The following is a 20997-nucleotide window of genomic DNA, read 5'->3' as shown; positions in this document are numbered from 1 at the left end:
CATTGAAAGGCAAAGGAGCATATTGGAGGAATATACTTGAGCGTTAGAGCACATATCATACATGCTGTGACCACATCGGTTAGCGTAAAACTTATGCGGGGGCAGTTAGCATATCTACGTTCGAAGGGAGTTGATCTCACCGTATTATCCTCCCCTGGTGAGGAGTTGGTAGCGGTTGCAACTCAGGAGGGCGTAAGTTATAAGGAAATTGCCATGCAAAGGGAGATCTCTCCTATACGAGATCTTATCTCTTTATGCAGGTTGATCGTCTTTTTTGCCCAAAAAAAACCGCTTCTGACAAACGTGGGAACTCCCAAAGCAGGATTTCTATGCGGTATAGCCGCGTGGATGACGAGAGTTCCTAACCGTATATATACACTCCGCGGACTTAGATTAGAAACGTCGACTGGACTAAAAAGAGCCATCCTTCTGTTAACCGAAAAAATCGCCTGTGCAGTAGCTCATAAGGTGATTTGTGTCAGTCCAAGCCTGCAGGCAAGGGCAGTTAGCGAAGGTCTAGTGCCACTACAGAAAACCATCGTCTTAGCCGGGGGCAGTAGCAATGGGGTTGATACCAGCCGCTTTGCCACCGCGAACATAGAAAAACATACAGACCTACTTCAACGGCATAACATACCACCAGACGCACAAGTCATAGGTTTCGTTGGCAGACTCACCAAGGACAAGGGAATAGTTGAGTTAGTAGAGGCTTATCAGGCATTAAAAAACGAGTTTCCGCACGTGTACCTGCTGTTGGTCGGTAACTACGAAAACGGCGATCCCATTCCGGACGAAGTAAAAACCGTTATAAAACGTGACACAGGTATTATTCTATCGGGGTTCGTCCGGGATGTTGTTCCATACTATACAATCATGGATGTGTTTGTCATACCGTCTTATCGAGAGGGATTCTGCAATGTTGCTATTGAGGCTGCAGCTGCTGGGAAGCCAGTTATCACCACAAATGCTACCGGCGCGGTGGACACCGTGTTAGACGGTGTGACAGGCTACATTGTTCCAGTTAAATCATCGGAGGAGACGCGCAAAGCCATACGAACACTGCTGTGCAATCCTGAGCTAGGAAAGGAGATGGGGCAAGCGGGCAGAAGGCGGGCCCTAAATGAGTTTGCATCTCCAGTCATATGGGATGCGCTCTACCAGCTATACGGCGAGCTTATCAACCGGAGGTGACACAGAGTGCAAAATGAGGAATGATCAAATGAAGAGGACCTTAGATTTCATTGCGGCGTGCTGTTTAATTATAATTCTGTCGCCGGTGCTGCTATTAACTGCGATTTTGGTACGGGCGAAGCTTGGTTCACCTGTTTTATTTAAGCAGGAGCGTCCCGGCTTACACGCTAAACCGTTCTATATCCTCAAGTTTCGTACTATGACCACCGAAACTGATACCGCTGGAAGCCCTTTGTCGGATGAACAGAGACTTACTAATTTCGGTAAGATAATGCGAAAACTCAGTATCGACGAACTGCCTCAACTGATGAATGTGCTGAAAGGTGAGTTAAGTCTAGTCGGCCCCAGACCTCTACTAATGGATTACCTTCCATTGTATACCGCTGAGCAAAATAGACGGCATCAGGTGAGACCGGGCATTACGGGCTGGGCGCAAGTGAATGGTCGCAACGCTATATCTTGGCAGCAAAAATTTGAGCTAGACGTGTGGTATGTAGATAATCAATCTTTTTGGCTAGATCTAAAAATACTGTGGCTGACTGCGAAAAAGGTCATTAAAACCGAGAACATTAATCAACAGGGGCAGGCTACTGTCGAACCCTTCACAAGGAAGACACTATGAGCAAACTACTAATCATTGGCGCAGGCGGACATGGTAAGGTCGTGGCCGACTGTGCGAAAGAATCTGGTCGCTGGGACACAATTGCATTTTTGGACAACAAACAACCTCGCCCCCAGCGCGTACTTGACTGGGATGTGTTGGATAGACTTGAGAACGCACATTATTATCTGCAAGAGTACCCGGACGTTATCGTCGCGATAGGAGATAATGCGCTGAGATTGAAGTTAATGGAAACATATAAACAAATGGGTTTCTGTTTGGCCACTGTAATTCACCCAAGCGCATGTGTAAGCCGTTACGCGGCGCTTGGGGAAGGAACTGTGATCCTCCCTAAGGCAGCCGTGAACGCGGGTGCCGTTCTCGGCGCAGGATGTATCATAAACACGGGCGCTAGTGTGGACCACGACGGGGTTATCGGAAAAGGTGTACACATCTCTCCAGGAGCACATCTCGCCGGTAACGTAAGAGTTGGCGATTTAACATGGATAGGCATTGGTGCATCTGTTATTCAGCAAGTGCAGATAGGCGCTAATGTTATTGTGGGCGCAGGGACAGTGGTGATACGGAGCGTCACTAGTAACACGACTGTGGTTGGGATACCCGGGAGAGCTATTTCAAGAGATGAAGGGAAGAATGGTTGGATATGACTCACGAACCCAGAATATATTTATCACCTCCGCATATGGGTGGGCGAGAACAAGTGTTTGTTCAGGATGCGTTTGAATCGAACTGGATCGCCCCTGTCGGGCCGAACGTAGACGCATTCGAGAACGAACTGTCAGAGTACGTTGGATCACGAGGAGCGGTAGCCCTGCATTCAGGGACATCCGCCATTCATCTGGCTTTACGTTTACTCGGTGTGTCCGCTGGAGACACCGTTTTTTGTTCCTCATTAACTTTTGTTGCCAGTGCTAATCCCATTCTCTATCTGGGGGCCGCGCCTGTGTTTATTGACTCGGAACCTCATTCATGGAATATGTCGCCTGAGGCTTTGGAAGCAGCTTTTTTGGACTCAATGAAGATGGGGCAGCTACCCAAGGCGGTTGTGGTTGTAAATCTGTACGGGCAGAGCGCGGACTATGATGCGATTTTGCAGATTTGTGACCGGTATGGCGTGCCCGTGATAGAGGACGCGGCGGAATCTTTAGGAGCAAGCTATCGGGGGAAGAAAAGTGGATCAATGGGTAAATTTGGGATATTTTCTTTTAATGGAAACAAAATCATCACCACGTCTGGCGGAGGGATGCTAGTTTCCAACGACTTGGACGCGTTAGACAAAGCGAGATTCTGGTCAACACAAGCGCGTGACCAAGCGCTGCATTATCAGCACAGTGAGATAGGATACAATTATCGCTTGAGCAATCTTCTTGCGGGAGTTGGTAGAGCACAATTACAAGAGTTAGATGCACGCGTAGCCGCTCGTCGTAACATCTTCGAACGCTACTACGCAGAATTGTCGCACATCGCAGGCGTCAGTTTTATGCCGGAACATCAGCTTGGCAAATGTAATAGATGGCTAACCGCACTGACGGTGGATCCGGACGTGTGTGGAATCACTGCGACAGAGATAGTCACCAAGCTCGCAGAGAGAAATATTGAAGCTAGACCAGTTTGGAAACCTCTGCATTTACAGCCGTTGTTCACTGGTAGAAGATATTATGCTCACGGGAGCGGTATATCTGAGACACTTTTTTCGCAAGGTCTTTGTTTACCCTCTGGGTCTAATTTAACCGAATATGATCAAACGAGAGTCATTCAAGCTATTCTCGGCATCATGTCAGCACCCACAGTCTTATACCAGTAGAGGAGGCACAAACGTATGGGCTACACAGACATTTCATTTCCATCAGGAACAACATTTTTAATTAGTGGCGGTGCCGGTTTTATTGGCTCCAATTTGGCTGAGGCGATTCTTGAGATGGGGCACAAAGTTAGGATTATTGACGATCTTTCAAATGGTAAGTATGAGCACATACTTGAGCTTAAAGAAAAATATGATGTTGAGTTCATAGAAAATTCCATTGCAGAATACGACGCTTGCCAAAAAGCGTGCGAAGGGATTGATTACGTACTACATCAGGCAGCCTGGGGTTCGGTTCCCCGTTCCATTAAAATACCCTTAGTTTACGACACAAATAACGTTCACGGCACCCTTAATATGATGCAGGCAGCGGTCGAAGCTGGGGTGAAGAAGTTCGTGTATGCATCTTCGTCCTCTGTCTATGGGGATGAACCCGTCTTGCCAAAAGTGGAAGGGAAAATCGGAAAGCCATTGTCTCCCTACGCTATTACAAAACTAGTTAATGAATTGTATGCACGAAATTTTTACGAATTGTATGGACTTAAAACCGTAGGACTACGCTACTTTAATGTATTTGGCAGACGGCAGGACCCGCTTTCCACTTACGCCGCGGTAATACCAGTTTTTGTTAAGGCTTTATTAAATGATATTTCCCCTACTATCAATGGCGACGGCAGCCAAACCAGGGATTTTACGTACATAGAGAATGTAATTGAAGCTAATCTCAAGGCGTGCGTGGCAGGCGATGAAGCAAATGGCGAGAGCTTTAACATAGCATTCGGTCGTAGCACCTCTCTGAATGATTTATATGAGCAGTTGTGTATGCTGCTCGGGAAAAATATTCCTCCTACTTACGGTCCCGCTCGTGCGGGTGATATACCGCATTCACTCGCGGATATCTCTAAGGCACGGAAATTACTTAATTACAATCCAGACTACGATATTAATGCTGGCCTTGAGAAGACCATAGATTGGTATAAGCAACATCTAAGCGTGGTGTAGAAGTCAGCGCTGCTTACGATGATCCCGCTTACAAGCCACCCTACTCGTTCTACGCGGCGTCTCCGTCACGCCTCACAAGATTTTCCACAATCGTTCAATTATAAACTGCAATACAGGGAGCCAAACCAAAATGAAAAAATACCTACTCGGAGGAGCCATAGCAATGGCTCCTCTTTTAGCTCTTGCCTCACCTACACTCGCGGCAACAGCGAAACAATACATTCTATCCCTGGCCAGTTACAAAATCACCGTCGACGGCAAGGAGTACAAGAACAACGAGCTGCCGGTGTTGAATTACGACGGGAACACGTACGTTCCGCTGAAATCGATCGGCAGCCTGACGGGCACAGATGTGAAATGGAACGTCACAACGAATGTGGTTGAAATTACGAGCAAAAAAGCGGCACCACCTGCAGCACCTGCGACTGCCAAGGAAGCCGCCGCTGACAAATACAACGATTTAGCTGGATTCAACACGGTGTTCAAAGTCGGCGGGCGGCTGTATCAAACGGTACAATCACCTGCGCTGATCCAGAGCAAAGAAGATAACAAACTGTACATGAAGCTGGAGGAAGCTAAAATCAACTACTTGCTAGCCATAGCATCCGGCAACTATACGATCAATCACACGGAGGAGAGGCTGGATGCGCTCAGAGGGCAAGCCTATAGTGAATTTATTAAGAAAAAGCTCGACGTGGACAGAGACTACCATACCATCTACGAAGTGTACAAAAATCCCGCATCCGACCAAGAATCATTTTTCATTGGCTTGACCGACGAAGGCGGGACGAATGTGGTGAAACACAAGAATCAATATTATGTTCCACTTGATGATTTATTTAGCTCCTTGCAATTTAAACAGAAGATCGAAGTAGACACGGATAATAAACTGCTTGTCATCGAGTTCACTCAATAGCAATCAAATAAATCACTATGTTTGTGATTAGGAAGAGGGGAAAATAAACTTGTCTACTACCAGGCGCCTCCGAAAGATCATATGTTCCACGTTATTGCTAGCGTTTCTTTTACCGGCTGTGTCCTCTATGGCTATGCAGCAGTCGAAGCCGATTGATGCGTACTTCGTCCCGCTGCATTATATGGTTAATGAGAAGGAGTTCGCTCCGACGGACGGAGAGGCCGGCTTGATCTATAACGGTACCACGTACGTGCCGCTTAGATTTGTCAGCTACATTTTGAATAAATCTGTGGGATGGGATGGAGCCACGTATAAAGTGACCGTGGGAGAGCCCAAACAGGAAGAATTGGCTGCCGTAGAAGATTATAAGCAGAAGTCCGAGGTCAAGCACGGCAGGCGGGAAAAGATCGATGCCGCATGGTTACAGCCAACGCCCATTGATGTGTATTTTGAGAAAATGATTTATCAGTTCGGTGATGTTGTGAAAGAGCCGGCCGCGGATCAGCAAGGATTCATCTATGATGACAAGCTTTTTGTCTCAATGAGATTTATTGCCGAGTCGCTGGGATTGACAATAGCATGGGATCCGGAGACATACACTGTTTCGATAACGACCGGGCAGCCGCACGAGAGTGAGCAGCCAACATCGGGGCAGCCTGCCGCACCAGCAGGTACCAATACTGAACAAACCACAAACACTAGCGCACCAAACACAGCACCTGTCACAGGCGGCAGCGGCGGTGGTGGTGGAGGCGGCGGAGGCAAATCAAGACCGTCCTACCAATCGCTGAAAAATGATGCCGATGCGCAATTGGAGAGTCTGAGGAACAAATACGCAGCGCAATTCCTCGATCTGGCAGCCAAGTATTTTGCCGCGCCAACTACGGAAGAGCAGGATCGCTTGAAAAACGAAGGACGCAAGCTGCTCGCCGAATCTGACCGTCAATTTGAAGCAACATTAAGCTCTTTTGAATCTCGGTTAAAAGATAATGGTTATGACACAAGCATCGTAGCCCAGTATAGACAGCAGTATGCAGATGAGAAGCAGACGCAAATAGATAATTTGAAGAACAGCCAGTGAATGGAGGGGGATTGGTTATGAACGCAAGTCCCAAAATCAAGGATGTTCTAGCAGGGCAGGAGCACAGGCCGAAGTACGAGCACAGGCGTTGGGGATACTACCGGGTGCTCGATCATACGCAAGCAGATACAGGACAAGAGGTGCTGACGCGGAAAATATGTGTGAAAGCCGGCAGCAGCTTAAGCTACCATATGCATACGAACCGAGCCGAGTATTGCACGATCGTGTCTGGTAAGGGTGAGTTTGTTTTGAATAATGAGTTTTTGTTCGTGCAGGAGGGGGATCTGCTGCAGATTCCCGCCGGGTCGATTCACAGCATGCGGGCAATCACGGATATGGAGTGGATCGAGGTACAAAGGGGAACGGAACTTGGCGAGGACGACACGGTGAGGTTATTTGTCGATTGGGATGATATTGAGAAGTATTGCCGTTCTGCCGTCTAGCCGGTGGACACATTGAGAGGAAAAAGACGGCGCAAGCGCGGCAACGCCTTTTGGACCCATTGGCTGCCGCTCCTTGTTTGGCTGGGCGTGATTTTCTACATGTCATCGCAGCCGTATGAGACGCAGGACCTTAAGCCCTGGCTGAAAAGAAACGTGCCTACGTATGCGCTGGAAAAACATCTTTCCGGAGTACAGTTCACATATGCTGGCAGAGAGATCAGTGTAGACAGCGCGGGAGCCACTGAAGTAATAGAGTTTTTCATGCGCAAAGCCGCCCACTTGTTTGAGTATATGGTACTGGGCCTATTTCTGTTTCGGCTGCTGGCGAGGCTTGCCGCGGTGCCCGTGGCGTTGCAAATCTCATTGGCGCTCACGCTCAGCTGCTCTTATGCTGCTTTGGACGAGTATCATCAGAGCTTTACCGTTAACCGGACGCCGCTTGCTGCGGATGTAATTCTGGATACCTGTGGAGCGGGACTCGGTATCATGACTTTTTATTTGTTGCGGCACCGGACGAGAAAAGGTGGTGACACAGCTTGAACAGAGAATTTAACAGATCACGGCCATGGTTCAAATGGCTTTTGCTCAGCGGATTGTCGGTCGTTGCTTTAGCGGTTGGCGGCTACGCATATTGGCAGATGGAATCTCCACCCGATACCGGTAAAACACAGGAAACTCAGCACCGCGAGCTTGTGGCGGAGCCCGACCGTAAGCAGCCGTCAGATGCAGCAGATGCCTCGGCAGAGAATGGCCCGACCCAGTCCACCCACGGTGCCCCATCGGTACCAGCCCAGCAGGACGTGAACGCACAACAGCCCCATGCTGCGGAGGGCGGCCCAAATGGCGGCGCTGCTCTGCCGCAGAACACGGGAACTGCCCGCAGCATAACCGCGGAGGCGGTTGAGGATAACCGGTCTAGTGCGCAAGCCTCTCGCGGTTCCAAGGAACCTGCGCAGGCATCGACCACAGCACCGGCTGAGGGGGCTGATCCAACATCCTCTCAGAGCTCAGCCGAAGCGACCACTCAGGGTTCCGCAGACGCAGCTGCTCCGAACAGCGGCAAGGAAACTCCACGCACTCCTCCCCACACGACAGCACCTGCTCCTAGCGAGACACCCCCATCCGACCAAACTTCACCGTCCCTCAAAAGCATCGAAAGTAAATATTTCGCCCAAATGCAAGCGTTAAAGGCTCGCTGCCAAGGAGAGGTCAACGCGATTGTCAGCGAAATTGCCGGTGCAACAGGAGGAGGCACGGCGAACGAGGACTTTTTCAAGCAATTGCAGTCCAAATATTTGACAAGAATTGCCGACGCAGAGGCAGGGTGCAGAAGTGAAGCATCCGCCATCATACAGAAAGCCAAAAGCGAGCTGACACAGGCGGGTCTGGATGACTCCGGTCCCGATAGCTGGCGGCAGGAGTACGAGTCAGCCAAGAACGAAGCCCAATCCAGGGCGATCGGTCAATTACAGCAGCAGCTAAACAAAAAATAATCGTAAAAGACAAGGTGAGAGTCGTGATTGGCGAGTACATTCAAAAATTAAGACAGCACAAGCGTTTATCGCTGACAGAATTGGCCAACCGGGCGGGAGTGGCTAAGTCTTATTTGAGTTCCATAGAGCGTAATATGCAAACAAACCCGTCTATCGAATTCTTGAAAAAAATAGCCCCGGTCCTTGACGCGGACATTCACTCCCTTATAGGTCAGGTGGCCGGCTATCCTTCGTTCGTTTTGGACAAGGAATGGATCCAGCTTGCTCGAGAAGTTGAAGACGCGGGCATCAGCGTTGAGGTGGTTAGAAATTACTTAAAACAGCTGCCGCCGCATGTCCGTCAACCTAATCCCGGTACTCAATAGCGCAGCGTAAGAGGGCAGTAGGCGCCGTATGGCTTATTGCACTCAAGAACGTTGTGAGTATTTTCTTTTCCGTTCTGTTATTTGTAATTGGGTATACGCACTCGGCGCATAGTTCTAATTGCATAGGGGATAAATTTTAATAGTTCCTATTGACTAGATACAATATGTAGCATAATATTCTCTTAGTAAAAAGCGGTATCCATCCATTGCCAGCAGGTACCCTGCATTCTGTTGACATGCAGTGGGCATGGAGGAGCGATTTTTACTAAGGGAGTGGACTGTTTGTATGAACATGGAAATGATGGGCCGCTCACCACGGGTAAAGAAAAGAAGCCGACTCCGCTCGAAAACGGCGGCTGGAGTACTTGCCTTGAGTATACTGCTTGGCGCCGGAGCGATATTCGCGGGCACGGATGCCGGGCAGCAGCTGAGAGCTTGGTTTGAGAAGTTGGGCAAAATGTCGGAGGACGAGATCGTTAGAGCGCTAAACGAGCACGTTCGCCAATAAGCCGGCAGTGTCTGGGATGAGATCGCGGGACAAAAAAATGCGGCCACAGTCCAAATTACCGAAGACCGCGTGGACGTGCAGGGCGCAACGATTGCCGATATCGAGGTAGCGAAAGACGCGTACGTAGGACAGATTGATGCACAGAAAGGCGTGTTAGACGGAGAAATTGACCAGCACTTCGATGAGATCGAGGCGCGCGTGAATGCGATGATGGAGGGCTATCTCCAGCAGGCTTACAATGGGGTGGAAGAGCACATCACCGGGGAGTTGAACACGCACGGTGCCGCGCAGCAGGGAGAATTGAAGTCTAATCTGGATGAAGCATCAGCCGAGGCCCAGGAAGAATTGCGTAATCGCATTAAGCAAGCGAAACAGGAATTGGCGGCGCTGCTGGCCGCGAGGGAACAAGCGGCGGTTGACAATGTGAAAGCTCATTTTGACGCGCAGATTGAAGAGAAGAAAGTGCTGCTGCAACAATTGATCGCGCGATTGGTAACTCAACCCGCAGCGGGTGGCGGCCCAGGTGTATCGGTACCATAAGAGGGGCAGCATGGACCGGGCAGCGCGGGTTTTTCGCAGGCATACAAAACAAGCAAGCCGGGGAGCACAATCCCCGGCTATTGATACGACCATAGCACACGCCAATGGTCGTTTTCATCTACTACATACACGTCCTGCACGAGCCGGAAGGTGCCAAAAATACCCGTGAACACCTGTGTAACTTGCATCTTGTAGGCACGGCTAAACATGGCATTATTTTCGGACATTCGCCAGGAAGATACTTTCGTCGGACGATTAATGGTAAAGTCGAAAGATTTAGCCCCTAGATCCTGCATGAATACATGGGGCCGCCTTTGGATATACGTCTCTTTCTTGATCTTGAACTTCATTTCGTCGGCGAATAGCTCCCAGGAGCTGCCAAAATCGCCCGCCTGCTCATACCGATAGAAGCGTTCAACCACATCGCGTATCTGCTCGTCGCGTACATTGGGAATGAGCCACAGGCAAAGCATCAGAGCACATAACAGTCCAACCAGTGCGTAAAGCAGTGTTTTCTTATTTTTTCGTGTCCTGGGTAACCTCAGCATGGGCCAGGCCTCCTTTCATCGTAAATGGATATGTACAACGTCTTTCCTTTATGTTAGGACGATCTATCTCCCCGACAGTCAGGCTGCTCGTGCTAGGAGCCCGCCCCCGCCCCCGCCCCCCGAGTCGCTTACCCGCCGATTTTCGCCAAAAAACTGCCTGAGCCTTCGTCATAAGAATCCGGCATAACAAAAAATAGGACATCTTGACTATACAACGGCATTATCTGTATAATTGATACAATATGTATCATTATTTGCAGCGATCACAGGGGTACGACTTTAGGAGGAGTATTTATGAAGGTATTGATAACCGGGGGTGCCGGCTTCATCGGGTCCCATGCGGCGGATTATGCGTTAAGCCTGGGGATGGAAGTCGTGGTCATAGATAACTTGAGTACGGGTAACGAGGCGTTCGTCGATCCCAGGTGTAAGCTGTACCGCGTGGATGTGGGCGATAAGGAGGTTGCAGACATTTTTCAACTGGAGCAGCCGGACGCCTGTATCCACTTGGCCGAGCAAACGGATCTGGATGAGACCATTGTCGCACGCGGGCTTAATCCTAATCTGCGCAACCTGATCTCTCTGTTGGATGTGTGCAAGGAATATGGCATCAAAAAATTTATATACGGCTCCTCAGCCGACGTGTACGGAGACCACGAGCTGATCCCGGCAGATGAAACATTTCATTGTTCGCCGCTTGCCGCCGGCGGCTTGTCCAAATTAGCACCGGAAGAATATATCAAAGTATACGGCGCACTCTATCAGCTGAACTACACGATTCTAAGGTACACGGATGTTTTTGGTTTAAGGCAAAAAAGGCATGGCGCCGGCGGATTCATCTCGGAGATCATAGAAACTTACATAAACGGCAAGCGCCCGCTCATTCACGGCAAAGGACTTCAGGCAAAAGATTTTATTTATGTCACGGACGCGGCGGCAGCTGCCATTCAGTGTCTGAACCGGGGTAAGCGGGAAATTTACAACATAGGGACCGGCCGGTCGACCCGTATTATTGAGCTGTTTGAGATGATGAATTCCATGCTGAATCAGAAAATCAAACCGCATTTTGTCTCTGCGCGTCCGGAAGATAAGGCACATCAAATCGTTTCCTGTGAGAAAGCCCGGGAGCAGTTGGGCTGGACGGCCAAAATCAATCTGCACGAAGGATTGACTCAGCTTTTGGGGGACTTTATTTACCAACAGTTTATGGAAAAGATGTCGCAGCGGCCGACGAGAAAATCACGCACTGCGCGAACGCCCGATAAGAGAAGAAAGGCAAAAGTGCCATTCACTATTTCCAAAATGAAATCGCTTGGCACCATGGGCGCCAAACGGATTCGCCGTTCGGGGAATCACTCTAACCGTTCGAATTGCATTTGAGCGGCTCAATACGAAATAACCCTTTATTTTTTCAATTTCGACAAAAGTTTTTACCAGCTTTATGATTTTTCCTTCCAGCAAGTGACACCTTTTTTTAGGCGCGGTCATTATAATATTAACTGTCACAGAGAAACACTGTTGGTAAATTTAATTGGTGGAAAGTAGGAAATTCACTATGCAATCGCAAAGAACAACCTTAAACATCTTTGAAATCTTGAGTCAGCTCAACATCCCCGTGGAAAAATTTGCAGCATGGAGCCCGGTGTCAAATGATAATAGCCATATCCACCTTCAATTAGAACATAATAACGAATGCTGCGCCGAATTGGTTAACGGCTGATCAATCGGCAGCAGGCACGCTATCACTCACGCAAATCCAAAAAGTATGTCCCCCTCACCGTACCGCCCATCTCCGAATCCCTGCATATCCAGGACCAAGGATGCATAGTTATGAAGTATTAGTAACTAGGGGAGTTTGGGGGCGGTATTTTGGATGTTGAGAGGACATACAGTTCCGCTGCTGACAAATTGGGGACAAGCTCAACCCCTTTTGGCGGCGATCTGAAGAAAAATCTCGTCAGGATAGATACATATTTCGACCTGAATCCGACTGACCCGTTTTATTACCAGAAACTGATACGTTATTCAAAAGGAAAGTCCCCCGAAGCGCGCTATCGTCTCGCCCTAAGACTGGAACAATCCGGCTGGAAGGACGAAGCGGTGCTCCTGTACCGGCAGACCGCTGCCTCCGCTTCAGCTTCTCTCCGTGGGCGGGCAGCTAACGCGGTACGTCGCCTTCAATCTAACCCAACTGCCGCCGGATTCCTAGCACCTCGTGCGCACAGCAGCAATTCCTCCCACCCCGGCAAAATGGACCGCATCATCAAATCAGTGCTTATATGCCTCTTTTTATTCGGTACATTACTGCTGTTGTTATACTTCTACCAAGATATTCTGAACGCAGCCGTAACGTCGGCCAGAGCGGTCGGGACAGGCCTCGACCTATCAGCAAGCAATCCGCCTCTCGCCGTGCAAGCCATGGCTGCTTATCATGAACCACCCGGCACCGATGATAATCATCAAGAGGCAACCCCGCGCAGCGAACCCTCGGCTCAATTGAACGCACTACTTTTAGCAAACGGCACGATCCACGCAGCATCGCACAATCACAATGGACAAGAGCGGCGCATGCAAAACGCACGGACGCCCGGCATGAATCTGGATGCGGTCGGGCAGGGCGGAAGCGCAGCTTTACCTCTCACTCAGGCGGCGGCTAATTTAGTGCGCACGGCTTTGTGCAATTACATAGAAGAAACGGGGAATCCACCCGCAAATGTAGAGCAGCTAACCGCGGATCATCCGCATAATTATTTAAGTTTTATTACGGTGGAACCGCAGTCGGGAAGCAATCGAGTTGTAAGCCGATTCGACGGCGCTGGGGGGTGGGTATATCAGCCCAATGCGCAGTCGATACGGAGATGTTTGCACCCAACCAGTCATACGGCCGCACTGGCGTAAGAACAGCGGTTGCAAGCACCGCGTATAACGGACAAACCTCGAAGGACAGGCGGTTCGAGCGCAGCGCGTTAGACATACAAGCCGCTAAGGAGCTCCCGTTCCAGCCGATCAATGTGATTGTGTCAAAACACGATCATATGCTCCGCGTAATGAGCGGCTCCTACGTGCTTGCCACCAAAAGGGTGGGCTTAGGCAGAGAAGACCGTACGCCGGAAGGAACGTTCACGGTGCAGCAAAGAGTAATCCATCCGCGCGGCAGCCGTGCCGGGGCGTATGGCGCTGCCGGGCTCGGCATGGGCAGATATGCTGTGCATGGTACTTTCGACGCAGCATCCATCGGCGCCAATCAGTCGTTGGGCTGCATACGGCTCAGCGATTCCGACATGTTGGATATTTTTCCGCTGATCCCGCGCGGAGCCGAGGTTCATATTGCTGCAAATGCAGATCACGTAACAACCCCACACCATGATCTGCCCAGCGCAGGAGTGGCTGATTTCATTCCGACTAACTTACCGCCCGTGAATGAAACCGCAGGGCGCCGTGTTTTTCATTGGCTCGGATAGAGCTGGTGGCACGCTTTTGGAACATTGTCAGGACAACAGAACTGCAGCAGATTTTTTTCTCGCCACACCCATTTTTCCTACGAGTAACAAAAATGGTCGTATGGACAAAGTTTCCTGCAGGGTGATATGATGACAAATGACAATTGAATATCGTTGGAAACAGGTGCGGCATGAGCGTAAGGCTCGTTCCGCTTAATAGGGAAGCCGGTGAGAAACCGGCACGGACCCGCCACTGTAATGAACACCGATAACGTACGTATCGGTACGTCCCGGCTAGATGTAACGCCACTGGAGCTTTGGCCAAAGCTTTGGGAAGGCTGTCGGGATGCTGTTCTAAGTCAGGAGACCTGCCTGTTTTAGCAACACTGTTATCCTACGCGGATTTGGGACGGTGTTAGAGATCAGCTTTACGTTGAAGCCAGGGCATTGTGCTGCTGTTTGCCCGCTTGATCATACGTATTGTCGCTGCTGAGGCATTTCTAACACTTCTTGTTAGAAATGCTTTTTTTGTTGCATGAATGTATGTATTTTTTTCTGAATGGTATTTTGCATGTTCAATCAATCTAGTTCGAGGAGGGACTTACATATGGAATGGCTTTTGTTTCCTATGGCATTTATATTTATGGGTTTTCGTCACGGTTTGGATTCGGATCATGTAGCCGCCATCGCAGATATGGTTGGTGTTGAATCCGGACGGAGGAGGCAGCTGGCGATGGGGATTATGTATGCGTTGGGCCACGGTATGATAGTACTGGTGATCGGAACGATCGCTGTGCTGGTTGGAGCGCACCTGCCGGAGACGATGCTGCAAAGCATGGAGCTGCTGGTCGGCGTCAGCTTGCTGCTGCTAGGGGGCACGATTTTGTTCTCCATCGTAAAACAGCGCAAGGATTACAAATACGTGGGCAGAACTGAGCTCGTGTACCGCTCTGTCAGGGCGTTGTTCCGAAAGGGCGGCGCTGAAAAGGCCAGTGCGATGAAAATCAGTCTTATCGGAGCTGTCATCGTGGGGATCGTGCACGGCATCGGGGCGGAAACGCCCACTCAGGTCGCGCTGATTTCGACCGCTGTAGGCCTGAACAATGTATTGGCGTCTGTACTGCAGATTGTGTTATTTACGCTGGGACTGTTTGCCGCAACTGTAGGTATCACGTTTATAGCGTCTTGGGGCTTTATGAAGGCACGTTTTACCCGTGTGGCTTATATTTTGCTGGGCTGCCTGACCGGTGGCTACAGTGTCGTTCTCGGTTGGACCATTATTCAGGGCGTCTAGACCCTTACTCATGGCAGGCAGATGTGTGGAGCGTCGATTTGTTCGAGCAGTTAGTTAGAGAAGCATTGAATGTGCGTGAAAAAATTGCGAAAGGAGTGTGCGGCACATGACTGGCAAATTGCTCATCGTCGGGTTCGGGCCGGGCAGCTTTGAACATATTACAAAACGGGCACGGGAGGCGATTCAGGAGAGCGACGTGATCATTGGCTACAACACCTATGTCGATCTGATCCGGGGGCTGCTCACCGACCAGGAGATAGTTCGGACGGGCATGACGGAGGAGGTCAGCCGTGCCCAGGAGGCGGTGCGGCAGGCGGAGGCCGGGAAGAAGGTCGCTGTGATCTCCAGCGGTGACGCCGGCGTCTATGGCATGGCAGGCCTCGTGTATGAAGTGCTTATGGAAAAAGGCTGGAGGCGCGAAGCCGGGGTCGAAGTGGAGGTCATCCCCGGCATATCCGCTATCAATTCATCCGCATCTCTGCTGGGAGCGCCGGTCATGCATGATGCTTGCACCATTAGTTTGAGTGACCATTTGACCCCGTGGGAGGTGATAGCTCGTCGTGTGGAAGCGGCGGGGCAAGCTGATTTCGTCATCGCGCTGTACAACCCTCGCAGCGGAAGACGTACGAGGCAGATTGTGGAGACGCAGCGGATTTTGCTGAAATACCGCTCGCCCGACACTCCGGTCGGTATCGTGAAGAGTGCTTATCGCGAACGCGAACATGTGGTGTTGACCACTTTGCGAGACATGCTGGATCACGACATCGGCATGCTCACCACAGTCATCATCGGTAACTCGTCCACTGCCGTGTACGACGGGCTGATGATCACGCCGCGCGGTTACCAGCGCAAATACACGCTGGGCGCCGATGTGCAGCCGCTCCTGCCGCACCAGCGGCTGCGGGAGGAGGCGGAGCCGTGGGCGCTGCCGCAGAGCGAGCCGGCGCAGGAGCGAGGCGGCGCGGGTGGCGCAATCGCGGTGAGCGCGGAGCGAGCGCAGGCGCAGGAGCACGGCGGCGCAGGTGGCGCGGTCGCGGTGAGCGCGGAGCGAGAGCAGGCGCAGGAGCGCGGCGGCGCGGGTGACGCAATCGCGGTGAGCGCGGAGCGAGAGCAGGTGCAGGAGCGCGGCGGCGCGGGTGGCGCAATCGCGGTGAGCGCGGCGCGAGAGCAGGTGCAGGAGCGAAGCGGCGCAGGTGACGCAATCGCGGTGCGCGCGGAGCGAGAGCAGGTGCAGGAGCACGGCGGCGCAGGTGGCGAAATCGCGGTGCGCGCGGAGCGAGAGCAGCTGCAGGAGCGCGCCGGCGCAATCGCGGCCACGCCGCTGCTGCTGGCGCTGGAGGCGCTGCAGCTGGCAGATCGCGCACGCGGCGCAGAGCGTGATAACAGTGCGCTGGCGGAGGCTGCGTTTGACGCCGGGCTATTTCGGAGGCAGGCGATTTTTGAGCTGGCGGTGAGCCCCGGTGTGGCGTCCAAAAAGTTCACAGCTAAACAGATGCTCTTGCTGGCTGAGGTAGTGGGTGAGCAGGGGACGATGGAATACACTCCTCACCATCAGCTAATTTTACGTCTGCCTACGGAGAAGCCAGAGGAAGTGACAGCGAGATTACGCGCAGAGGGCTTCCTGCTGTCGCCCATTGGGGATGTGGCACAGATCAAAGCGTGTGATTTTTGCGAGGGAGAAAAAGGTGAATCCATCCCCTACGCAGACTCGATTCAAGACAAGTTAGGCGGCCTGCGCGTGCCCAAGGAACTGCGGATCGGATTCAATGGCTGCGGGATGGCGTGTTACGGCGCCGTGCATGAGGACATCGGTATTGTCTATCGCAAGGAGAAGTTCGACCTGTTTCTGGGCGGCAAAACCGTCGGACGCAACGCCCATCCCGCTCAACCGGTGGCCGAAGGCGTGGAGCCGGAGCTTTTGGTGGACACCATCGAAAGGATCGTCAAAAGGTATGTGACGGAAGGGCACCCGAATGAGAGGTTCCATAAGTTTTTCAAACGGGTGAAAGAAATCGAGGGGTATCGGCATCAGGATCTGCCGGTTTTTACAATAGAAAATGCAGTTTGCGGCGATTGACGTCAAGCGGCATACGGGAGGAGAATGCGCACGGATGAATGCGGTATTGTTTGTGGGACACGGTAGTAAGGATGCGGAAGGAAATGAGGAAATTCGCGTTTTTGTGCGCGCGGTAGCCGAAGGGCTGGACGGGTTGATGGTGGAAACTTGTTTTCTCGAGTTTGAGTCTCCCTCCATCATGCAGGGTATAGACCAATGCGTCACACGCGGCGCGAGCCATATAGCGGTCGTGCCTATCACGTTGTTTTCGGCGGGGCATGCAAAAATCCATATCCCGGCTGCCATTGATGCTGCCAAGCTGCGGTATCCGGCGGTTGGGTTCAGCTACGGAAGGCCTATCGGAGTCCACCAGCAGGTTCTGGAAATTCTTGGTTCGAGGCTGGAGTCGGTAGGTCGGCCCGCCGGTGTCGAAGTCAGCGCGCAGAACGCTCTGTTGGAGGATACGGCAATCTTGGTGGTCGGCAGGGGAAGCAGCGATGCGGATGCAAATAGCGATCTCTTCAAAATTTCGCGAATGTTCTGGGAAAAGTGGAAGGTCAAATGGGTGGAGACGGCATTTATCGGCGTTACCGCTCCTTTAATGGATGAGGGCATTGAACGATGTCTCAAGCTGGGCGCGCGCAGAGTCATTGTATTGCCGTACTTTTTGTTCACCGGTGTTTTGATCAAAAGGATGGAGCACATGCTGACACAGTTCTCCGAGCGGTATCCGGAGGTGGAATTCGCTCTCGCCGACTACTTCGGCTTCCACCCTAAACTGCGTGAAATTTTGCAGGAGCGCGCGCTGGAGGCTGTGCAGGGTGCGGTTAAAATGAACTGCGATATGTGCCATTACCGGCTTGCTGCGATGGAGCACATTGACCACCATCACCATCACGATCATGATCATGGGCATAGTGATCACCATCACGACCACTCACATGATCATCACCATGATCACGATCACGCGCATGAGCACGATCATCACCATGATCACGATCACGCACATGGGCACGAGCATCACGAACTTAGCCCCCGCGAAACGCGACACGACATTTCAACCAAGGGAGGCCAGTCCACATGATCCTAGTTATGGCGGGTACCAGTGATGCACGCGAGCTGGCGCTGCGTATACATCAGGCAGGCTATCCGCTAGTGACAACGGTTGTCACCGATAGCGCCGCCAAATCAATGGAGGAAGCGGGATTGCCCGTATTGACCGGTCGTTTAACGGCGGACCAGATAGCATCGCTTGTGAAGGAGCAGCAAATCCGCTCTATTGTGGATGCGACGCATCCTTTTGCAGAAGAGGCGTCCAAAAACGCGATCCACGCAGCTCAAACAGCGGGCGTGCCTTACATTCGATATGAACGCGGCCGCCTGTCATTTGAAGGCCATCCGTTAATCGCATATGCCGAAGATTATGCACACGCAGCGGAGCTGGCCGCCGCACGTCGGGGAGTAATTATGCTGACCACGGGCAGCAAGACGCTGCACATTTTTGCTGAACGGCTTCTGGGTTTACCCGACACAACTGTGGTGGCACGGATGCTTCCGCGCAAGGACAATATGGACAAATGCGACGAGCTCGGCATCGAGCAGAAAAACATCGTGGCCATGCAGGGACCTTTTTCGAAGGAGCTGAACAAGGCTCTCTACCAGCATTATAGTGTAACGCTTATGATCACCAAGGAGAGCGGCAAGGTAGGCGCGGTCGATGAAAAACTTGAATCCGCCCTGGAAATGGGCATCGAAACTATAGTGATTGGCCGGCCACAGGTCGAGTATGGCTTGCATTTCAGCGATTACGACAGTGTCTTATCTAAATTAAATGAACTGCTGTAGGAGGCGTAGCCGGTATGGATTTTGGTACGGAGTTTAAGCCGTTGACAGTACAGCCGCAAGAGATTGAAGATGAAAGCTTCCGTATGATCACGGAGGAGTTGGGGGAGCATCCTTTTACCGAGGAGCAGTTTCCGGTCGTGCAGCGGGTTATTCACGCATCGGCGGACTTTGAACTCGGGCGCAGCCTTGTGTTCCACAAGGATGCCATCCAGGCGGGGATCAACGCGGTGCGCGCGGGCAAGCTGATCGTAGCGGATGTGCAAATGGTGCAGGTCGGCATCAGTAAGCCGCGGCTCGCTAGATTCGGAGGCGATGTGAAAGTATACATTTCCGATCCGGACGTAATGCAAGAGGCGAAGCGATTGAACACCACGAGGGCTATCATTTCGATACGCAAAGCCATACAGGAGGCGGATGGCGGCATTTTTGCCATTGGGAACGCACCGACTGCGCTGCTCGAGCTGATCCGTCTGGTCAAGGAAGGCGTGGCGAAGCCGGGACTTGTCATTGGGGTACCGGTGGGCTTTGTGTCCGCTGCAGAATCAAAGCAGGAGCTCGCGAAGCTCGACATTCCGTTCATCACGAACGTTGGGCGCAAGGGGGGCAGCCCTGTAGCGGTCGCCACCGTTAATGCTATTTCGCTGATGGCGGAACGGTTGGGGTAAAATCGCTATGGCAGCGGATAAGGCGAAGCAAAAAGACAACACTGTCGCAGGCTCCGGCCAGGACGCAAAGCCGCTTAGGCATGGATACACCACCGGCTCCTGTGCTGCGGCTGCTGCCAAAGCGGCGTTAACCGCACTGATTCTGCAGGAAGCCCAAACGGCGGCGACGATCCATCTGCCAATCGGGGAGGATGTCACATTCGAGATTGTCCGCTGTGAATTCGGGGCTGAGCGGGCTGAGGCGGAGGTTATAAAAGACGGTGGCGACGACCCAGACGCAACCCACGGAGCGCGTATTATCGCCGAGGTCAGCTGGACGCGGCAGCTTGGTGTAGAAATCGACGGCGGTGTCGGCGTCGGCCGTGTGACGAAGCCCGGGTTGCCTGTGGCTGTAGGGCAAGCGGCCATCAACCCCGTTCCCCGCAAAATGATCCGTGCAGCCGCAGCCTCGGTGCTCAATCAATTTGAGCTGGAGCGGGGGGTTCGGGTGGTCATTTCTGTGCCCGACGGCGAGGAAATCGCCAAAAAAACACTTAACGCCCGGCTGGGCATTCTCGGGGGCATTTCGATACTTGGTACGCGCGGCATTGTTGTGCCTTTTTCCACCGCGGCCTACAAGGCAAGTGTAGCCCAAGCGATAAGTGTGGCAGCGACGTGCGGATGCGAGCATGTGGTGTTATCCACAGGCGGCCGCAGCGAGAAATACGGGATGGAGATGTATCCGGAGCTGCCTGAGGAGGCGTTCGTTGAAATGGGCGATTTTGTTGGCTTCGCGCTCACGCAGTGCCGCAAACGGGGAATACGCAAGGTGACACTGGTGGGAATGATGGGCAAATTTTCGAAGGTGGCCCAAGGCGTGATGATGGTCCACAGCAAAAGCGCGCCGATAGATTTCGGTTTCCTGTCGCAGGTCGCACTCGCAGCGGGCGCGTCGCAAGAGCAGGCGAGTGCCGTTCTCGACGCTAATACCGCCGCACTAGTCGGTGATTGGATGCAGGAATGGGGACATACCGGCTTCTTCAAGCTTTTATGCGCCTATTGCTGCGAGGCAGGTCTACGGGAAGTGGGCGGAGGCATAGAGCTGGAGACGGTGATCATAGCGATGAAGGGCAACCTGTTGGGACACGCCAGTGTGAGCGCTCCGTAGCGCCACAAAGCAGCCGTAGCTATCGGCAGAATGCATAAAA

General features: G+C 52.0%; 23 protein-coding genes and 1 riboswitch. Of the genes, 22 read left to right on the top strand and 1 reads right to left on the bottom strand.

All coding sequences use genetic code 11. The annotated features are described in order from the left end of the window. Nucleotides 1-36 precede the first annotated feature (36 nt). The 13 genes from CBW46_RS13650 (at nucleotide 37) to CBW46_RS13590 (ending at nucleotide 9962) form a co-directional block, all read left to right on the top strand. The gene (locus CBW46_RS13650) at nucleotides 37-1191 is read left to right on the top strand and encodes a glycosyltransferase family 4 protein (RefSeq protein WP_089200550.1); all 1155 of its coding nucleotides are present in this window, start codon (nucleotides 37-39) and stop codon (nucleotides 1189-1191) included. Between the two features lie 28 nt (nucleotides 1192-1219). Then, complete coding sequence (locus CBW46_RS13645; RefSeq protein WP_089200577.1) at nucleotides 1220-1813, top strand: sugar transferase; 594 nt, start codon at nucleotides 1220-1222, stop codon at nucleotides 1811-1813. Further along, nucleotides 1810-2460: an acetyltransferase gene (locus CBW46_RS13640; RefSeq protein ID WP_089200549.1), complete on the top strand. Its 651-nt coding sequence runs from the start codon at nucleotides 1810-1812 to the stop codon at nucleotides 2458-2460. The genes CBW46_RS13645 and CBW46_RS13640 overlap by 4 nt, the downstream gene beginning before the upstream one ends. Continuing rightward, entirely contained in the window at nucleotides 2457-3617 is a 1161-nt protein-coding gene (locus CBW46_RS13635) for a DegT/DnrJ/EryC1/StrS family aminotransferase (protein WP_089200548.1), read from the top strand. Before CBW46_RS13640 ends, CBW46_RS13635 begins: the two co-directional genes overlap by 4 nt. Before the next feature lie 15 nt (nucleotides 3618-3632). Beyond that, a complete protein-coding gene (locus tag CBW46_RS13630) occupies nucleotides 3633-4616 on the top strand; it encodes an SDR family oxidoreductase (RefSeq protein ID WP_089200547.1) in 984 nt (327 codons plus the stop codon). A 130-nt stretch (nucleotides 4617-4746) separates the two neighbouring features. Continuing rightward, on the top strand, nucleotides 4747-5532 hold the full coding sequence (locus CBW46_RS13625) for a stalk domain-containing protein (protein ID WP_089200546.1): 786 nt from the start codon (nucleotides 4747-4749) through the stop codon (nucleotides 5530-5532). Between the two features lie 49 nt (nucleotides 5533-5581). Beyond that, nucleotides 5582-6613 (top strand): copper amine oxidase N-terminal domain-containing protein, encoded by a 1032-nt coding sequence (locus CBW46_RS13620; protein WP_165842306.1) that lies wholly within the window; start codon nucleotides 5582-5584, stop codon nucleotides 6611-6613. 17 nt (nucleotides 6614-6630) lie between these two features. Beyond that, nucleotides 6631-7056, top strand: a complete 426-nt coding sequence (locus tag CBW46_RS13615; RefSeq protein WP_089200544.1) for a phosphomannose isomerase type II C-terminal cupin domain — start codon at nucleotides 6631-6633, stop codon at nucleotides 7054-7056. 12 nt (nucleotides 7057-7068) lie between these two features. Further along, entirely contained in the window at nucleotides 7069-7596 is a 528-nt protein-coding gene (locus CBW46_RS13610; protein WP_089200543.1) for a VanZ family protein, read from the top strand. Then, complete coding sequence (locus tag CBW46_RS13605; protein WP_089200542.1) at nucleotides 7593-8549, top strand: hypothetical protein; 957 nt, start codon at nucleotides 7593-7595, stop codon at nucleotides 8547-8549. Before CBW46_RS13610 ends, CBW46_RS13605 begins: the two co-directional genes overlap by 4 nt. A gap of 23 nt (nucleotides 8550-8572) precedes the next feature. Next, nucleotides 8573-8914, top strand: coding sequence for a helix-turn-helix domain-containing protein (locus CBW46_RS13600; protein ID WP_089200541.1), 342 nt, complete (start codon nucleotides 8573-8575; stop codon nucleotides 8912-8914). Nucleotides 8915-9200: 286 nt separating this feature from the next. Further along, complete coding sequence (locus CBW46_RS13595; RefSeq protein WP_089200540.1) at nucleotides 9201-9422, top strand: hypothetical protein; 222 nt, start codon at nucleotides 9201-9203, stop codon at nucleotides 9420-9422. A gap of 75 nt (nucleotides 9423-9497) precedes the next feature. Beyond that, on the top strand, nucleotides 9498-9962 hold the full coding sequence (locus CBW46_RS13590; protein WP_089200539.1) for a hypothetical protein: 465 nt from the start codon (nucleotides 9498-9500) through the stop codon (nucleotides 9960-9962). Nucleotides 9963-10039: 77 nt separating this feature from the next. On the opposite strand, the gene CBW46_RS13585 is transcribed toward CBW46_RS13590, so the two are convergent. Next, on the bottom strand, nucleotides 10040-10510 hold the full coding sequence (locus CBW46_RS13585) for a hypothetical protein (protein WP_243633307.1): 471 nt from the start codon (nucleotides 10508-10510) through the stop codon (nucleotides 10040-10042). A gap of 294 nt (nucleotides 10511-10804) precedes the next feature. On the opposite strand from CBW46_RS13585, the gene CBW46_RS13580 reads away from it, so the two are divergent. From CBW46_RS13580 to CBW46_RS13540, 9 genes are all read left to right on the top strand, one after another. Next, nucleotides 10805-11890 carry an NAD-dependent epimerase/dehydratase family protein gene (locus CBW46_RS13580; protein WP_089200538.1) on the top strand — a complete coding sequence of 362 codons (1086 nt, stop codon included), beginning with the start codon at nucleotides 10805-10807 and terminating at the stop codon, nucleotides 11888-11890. Between the two features lie 489 nt (nucleotides 11891-12379). After that, a complete protein-coding gene (locus tag CBW46_RS13575) occupies nucleotides 12380-13408 on the top strand; it encodes a hypothetical protein (protein WP_089200537.1) in 1029 nt (342 codons plus the stop codon). Further along, a complete protein-coding gene (locus CBW46_RS13570) occupies nucleotides 13369-13971 on the top strand; it encodes a L,D-transpeptidase (RefSeq protein ID WP_089200536.1) in 603 nt (200 codons plus the stop codon). The genes CBW46_RS13575 and CBW46_RS13570 overlap by 40 nt, the downstream gene beginning before the upstream one ends. A 144-nt stretch (nucleotides 13972-14115) precedes the next feature. Continuing rightward, nucleotides 14116-14340: riboswitch (cobalamin riboswitch) on the top strand. Between the two features lie 217 nt (nucleotides 14341-14557). After that, entirely contained in the window at nucleotides 14558-15244 is a 687-nt protein-coding gene (locus CBW46_RS13565; RefSeq protein ID WP_089200535.1) for a hypothetical protein, read from the top strand. A 106-nt stretch (nucleotides 15245-15350) separates the two neighbouring features. Next, a complete protein-coding gene (cobJ, locus tag CBW46_RS13560; RefSeq protein ID WP_089200534.1) occupies nucleotides 15351-17321 on the top strand; it encodes a precorrin-3B C(17)-methyltransferase in 1971 nt (656 codons plus the stop codon). Between the two features lie 34 nt (nucleotides 17322-17355). Further along, nucleotides 17356-18384 carry a sirohydrochlorin chelatase gene (locus CBW46_RS13555; RefSeq protein WP_089200533.1) on the top strand — a complete coding sequence of 343 codons (1029 nt, stop codon included), beginning with the start codon at nucleotides 17356-17358 and terminating at the stop codon, nucleotides 18382-18384. Then, the gene (gene cobK, locus CBW46_RS13550; protein ID WP_089200532.1) at nucleotides 18381-19145 is read left to right on the top strand and encodes a precorrin-6A reductase; all 765 of its coding nucleotides are present in this window, start codon (nucleotides 18381-18383) and stop codon (nucleotides 19143-19145) included. The genes CBW46_RS13555 and cobK overlap by 4 nt, the downstream gene beginning before the upstream one ends. 14 nt (nucleotides 19146-19159) lie before the next feature. Beyond that, complete coding sequence (locus CBW46_RS13545; RefSeq protein ID WP_089200531.1) at nucleotides 19160-19810, top strand: precorrin-8X methylmutase; 651 nt, start codon at nucleotides 19160-19162, stop codon at nucleotides 19808-19810. 7 nt (nucleotides 19811-19817) lie between these two features. Continuing rightward, on the top strand, nucleotides 19818-20957 hold the full coding sequence (locus tag CBW46_RS13540; RefSeq protein WP_089200530.1) for a cobalt-precorrin-5B (C(1))-methyltransferase: 1140 nt from the start codon (nucleotides 19818-19820) through the stop codon (nucleotides 20955-20957). The last annotated feature ends 40 nt before the right edge of the window (nucleotides 20958-20997 follow it).

Origin of the sequence: Paenibacillus xerothermodurans (assembly GCF_002220865.2) — a bacterium.
Classification (GTDB): Bacteria; Bacillota; Bacilli; order Paenibacillales; family NBRC-103111; genus Paenibacillus_S; species Paenibacillus_S xerothermodurans.
This window is presented reverse-complemented; position numbering and strand designations above follow the sequence as displayed.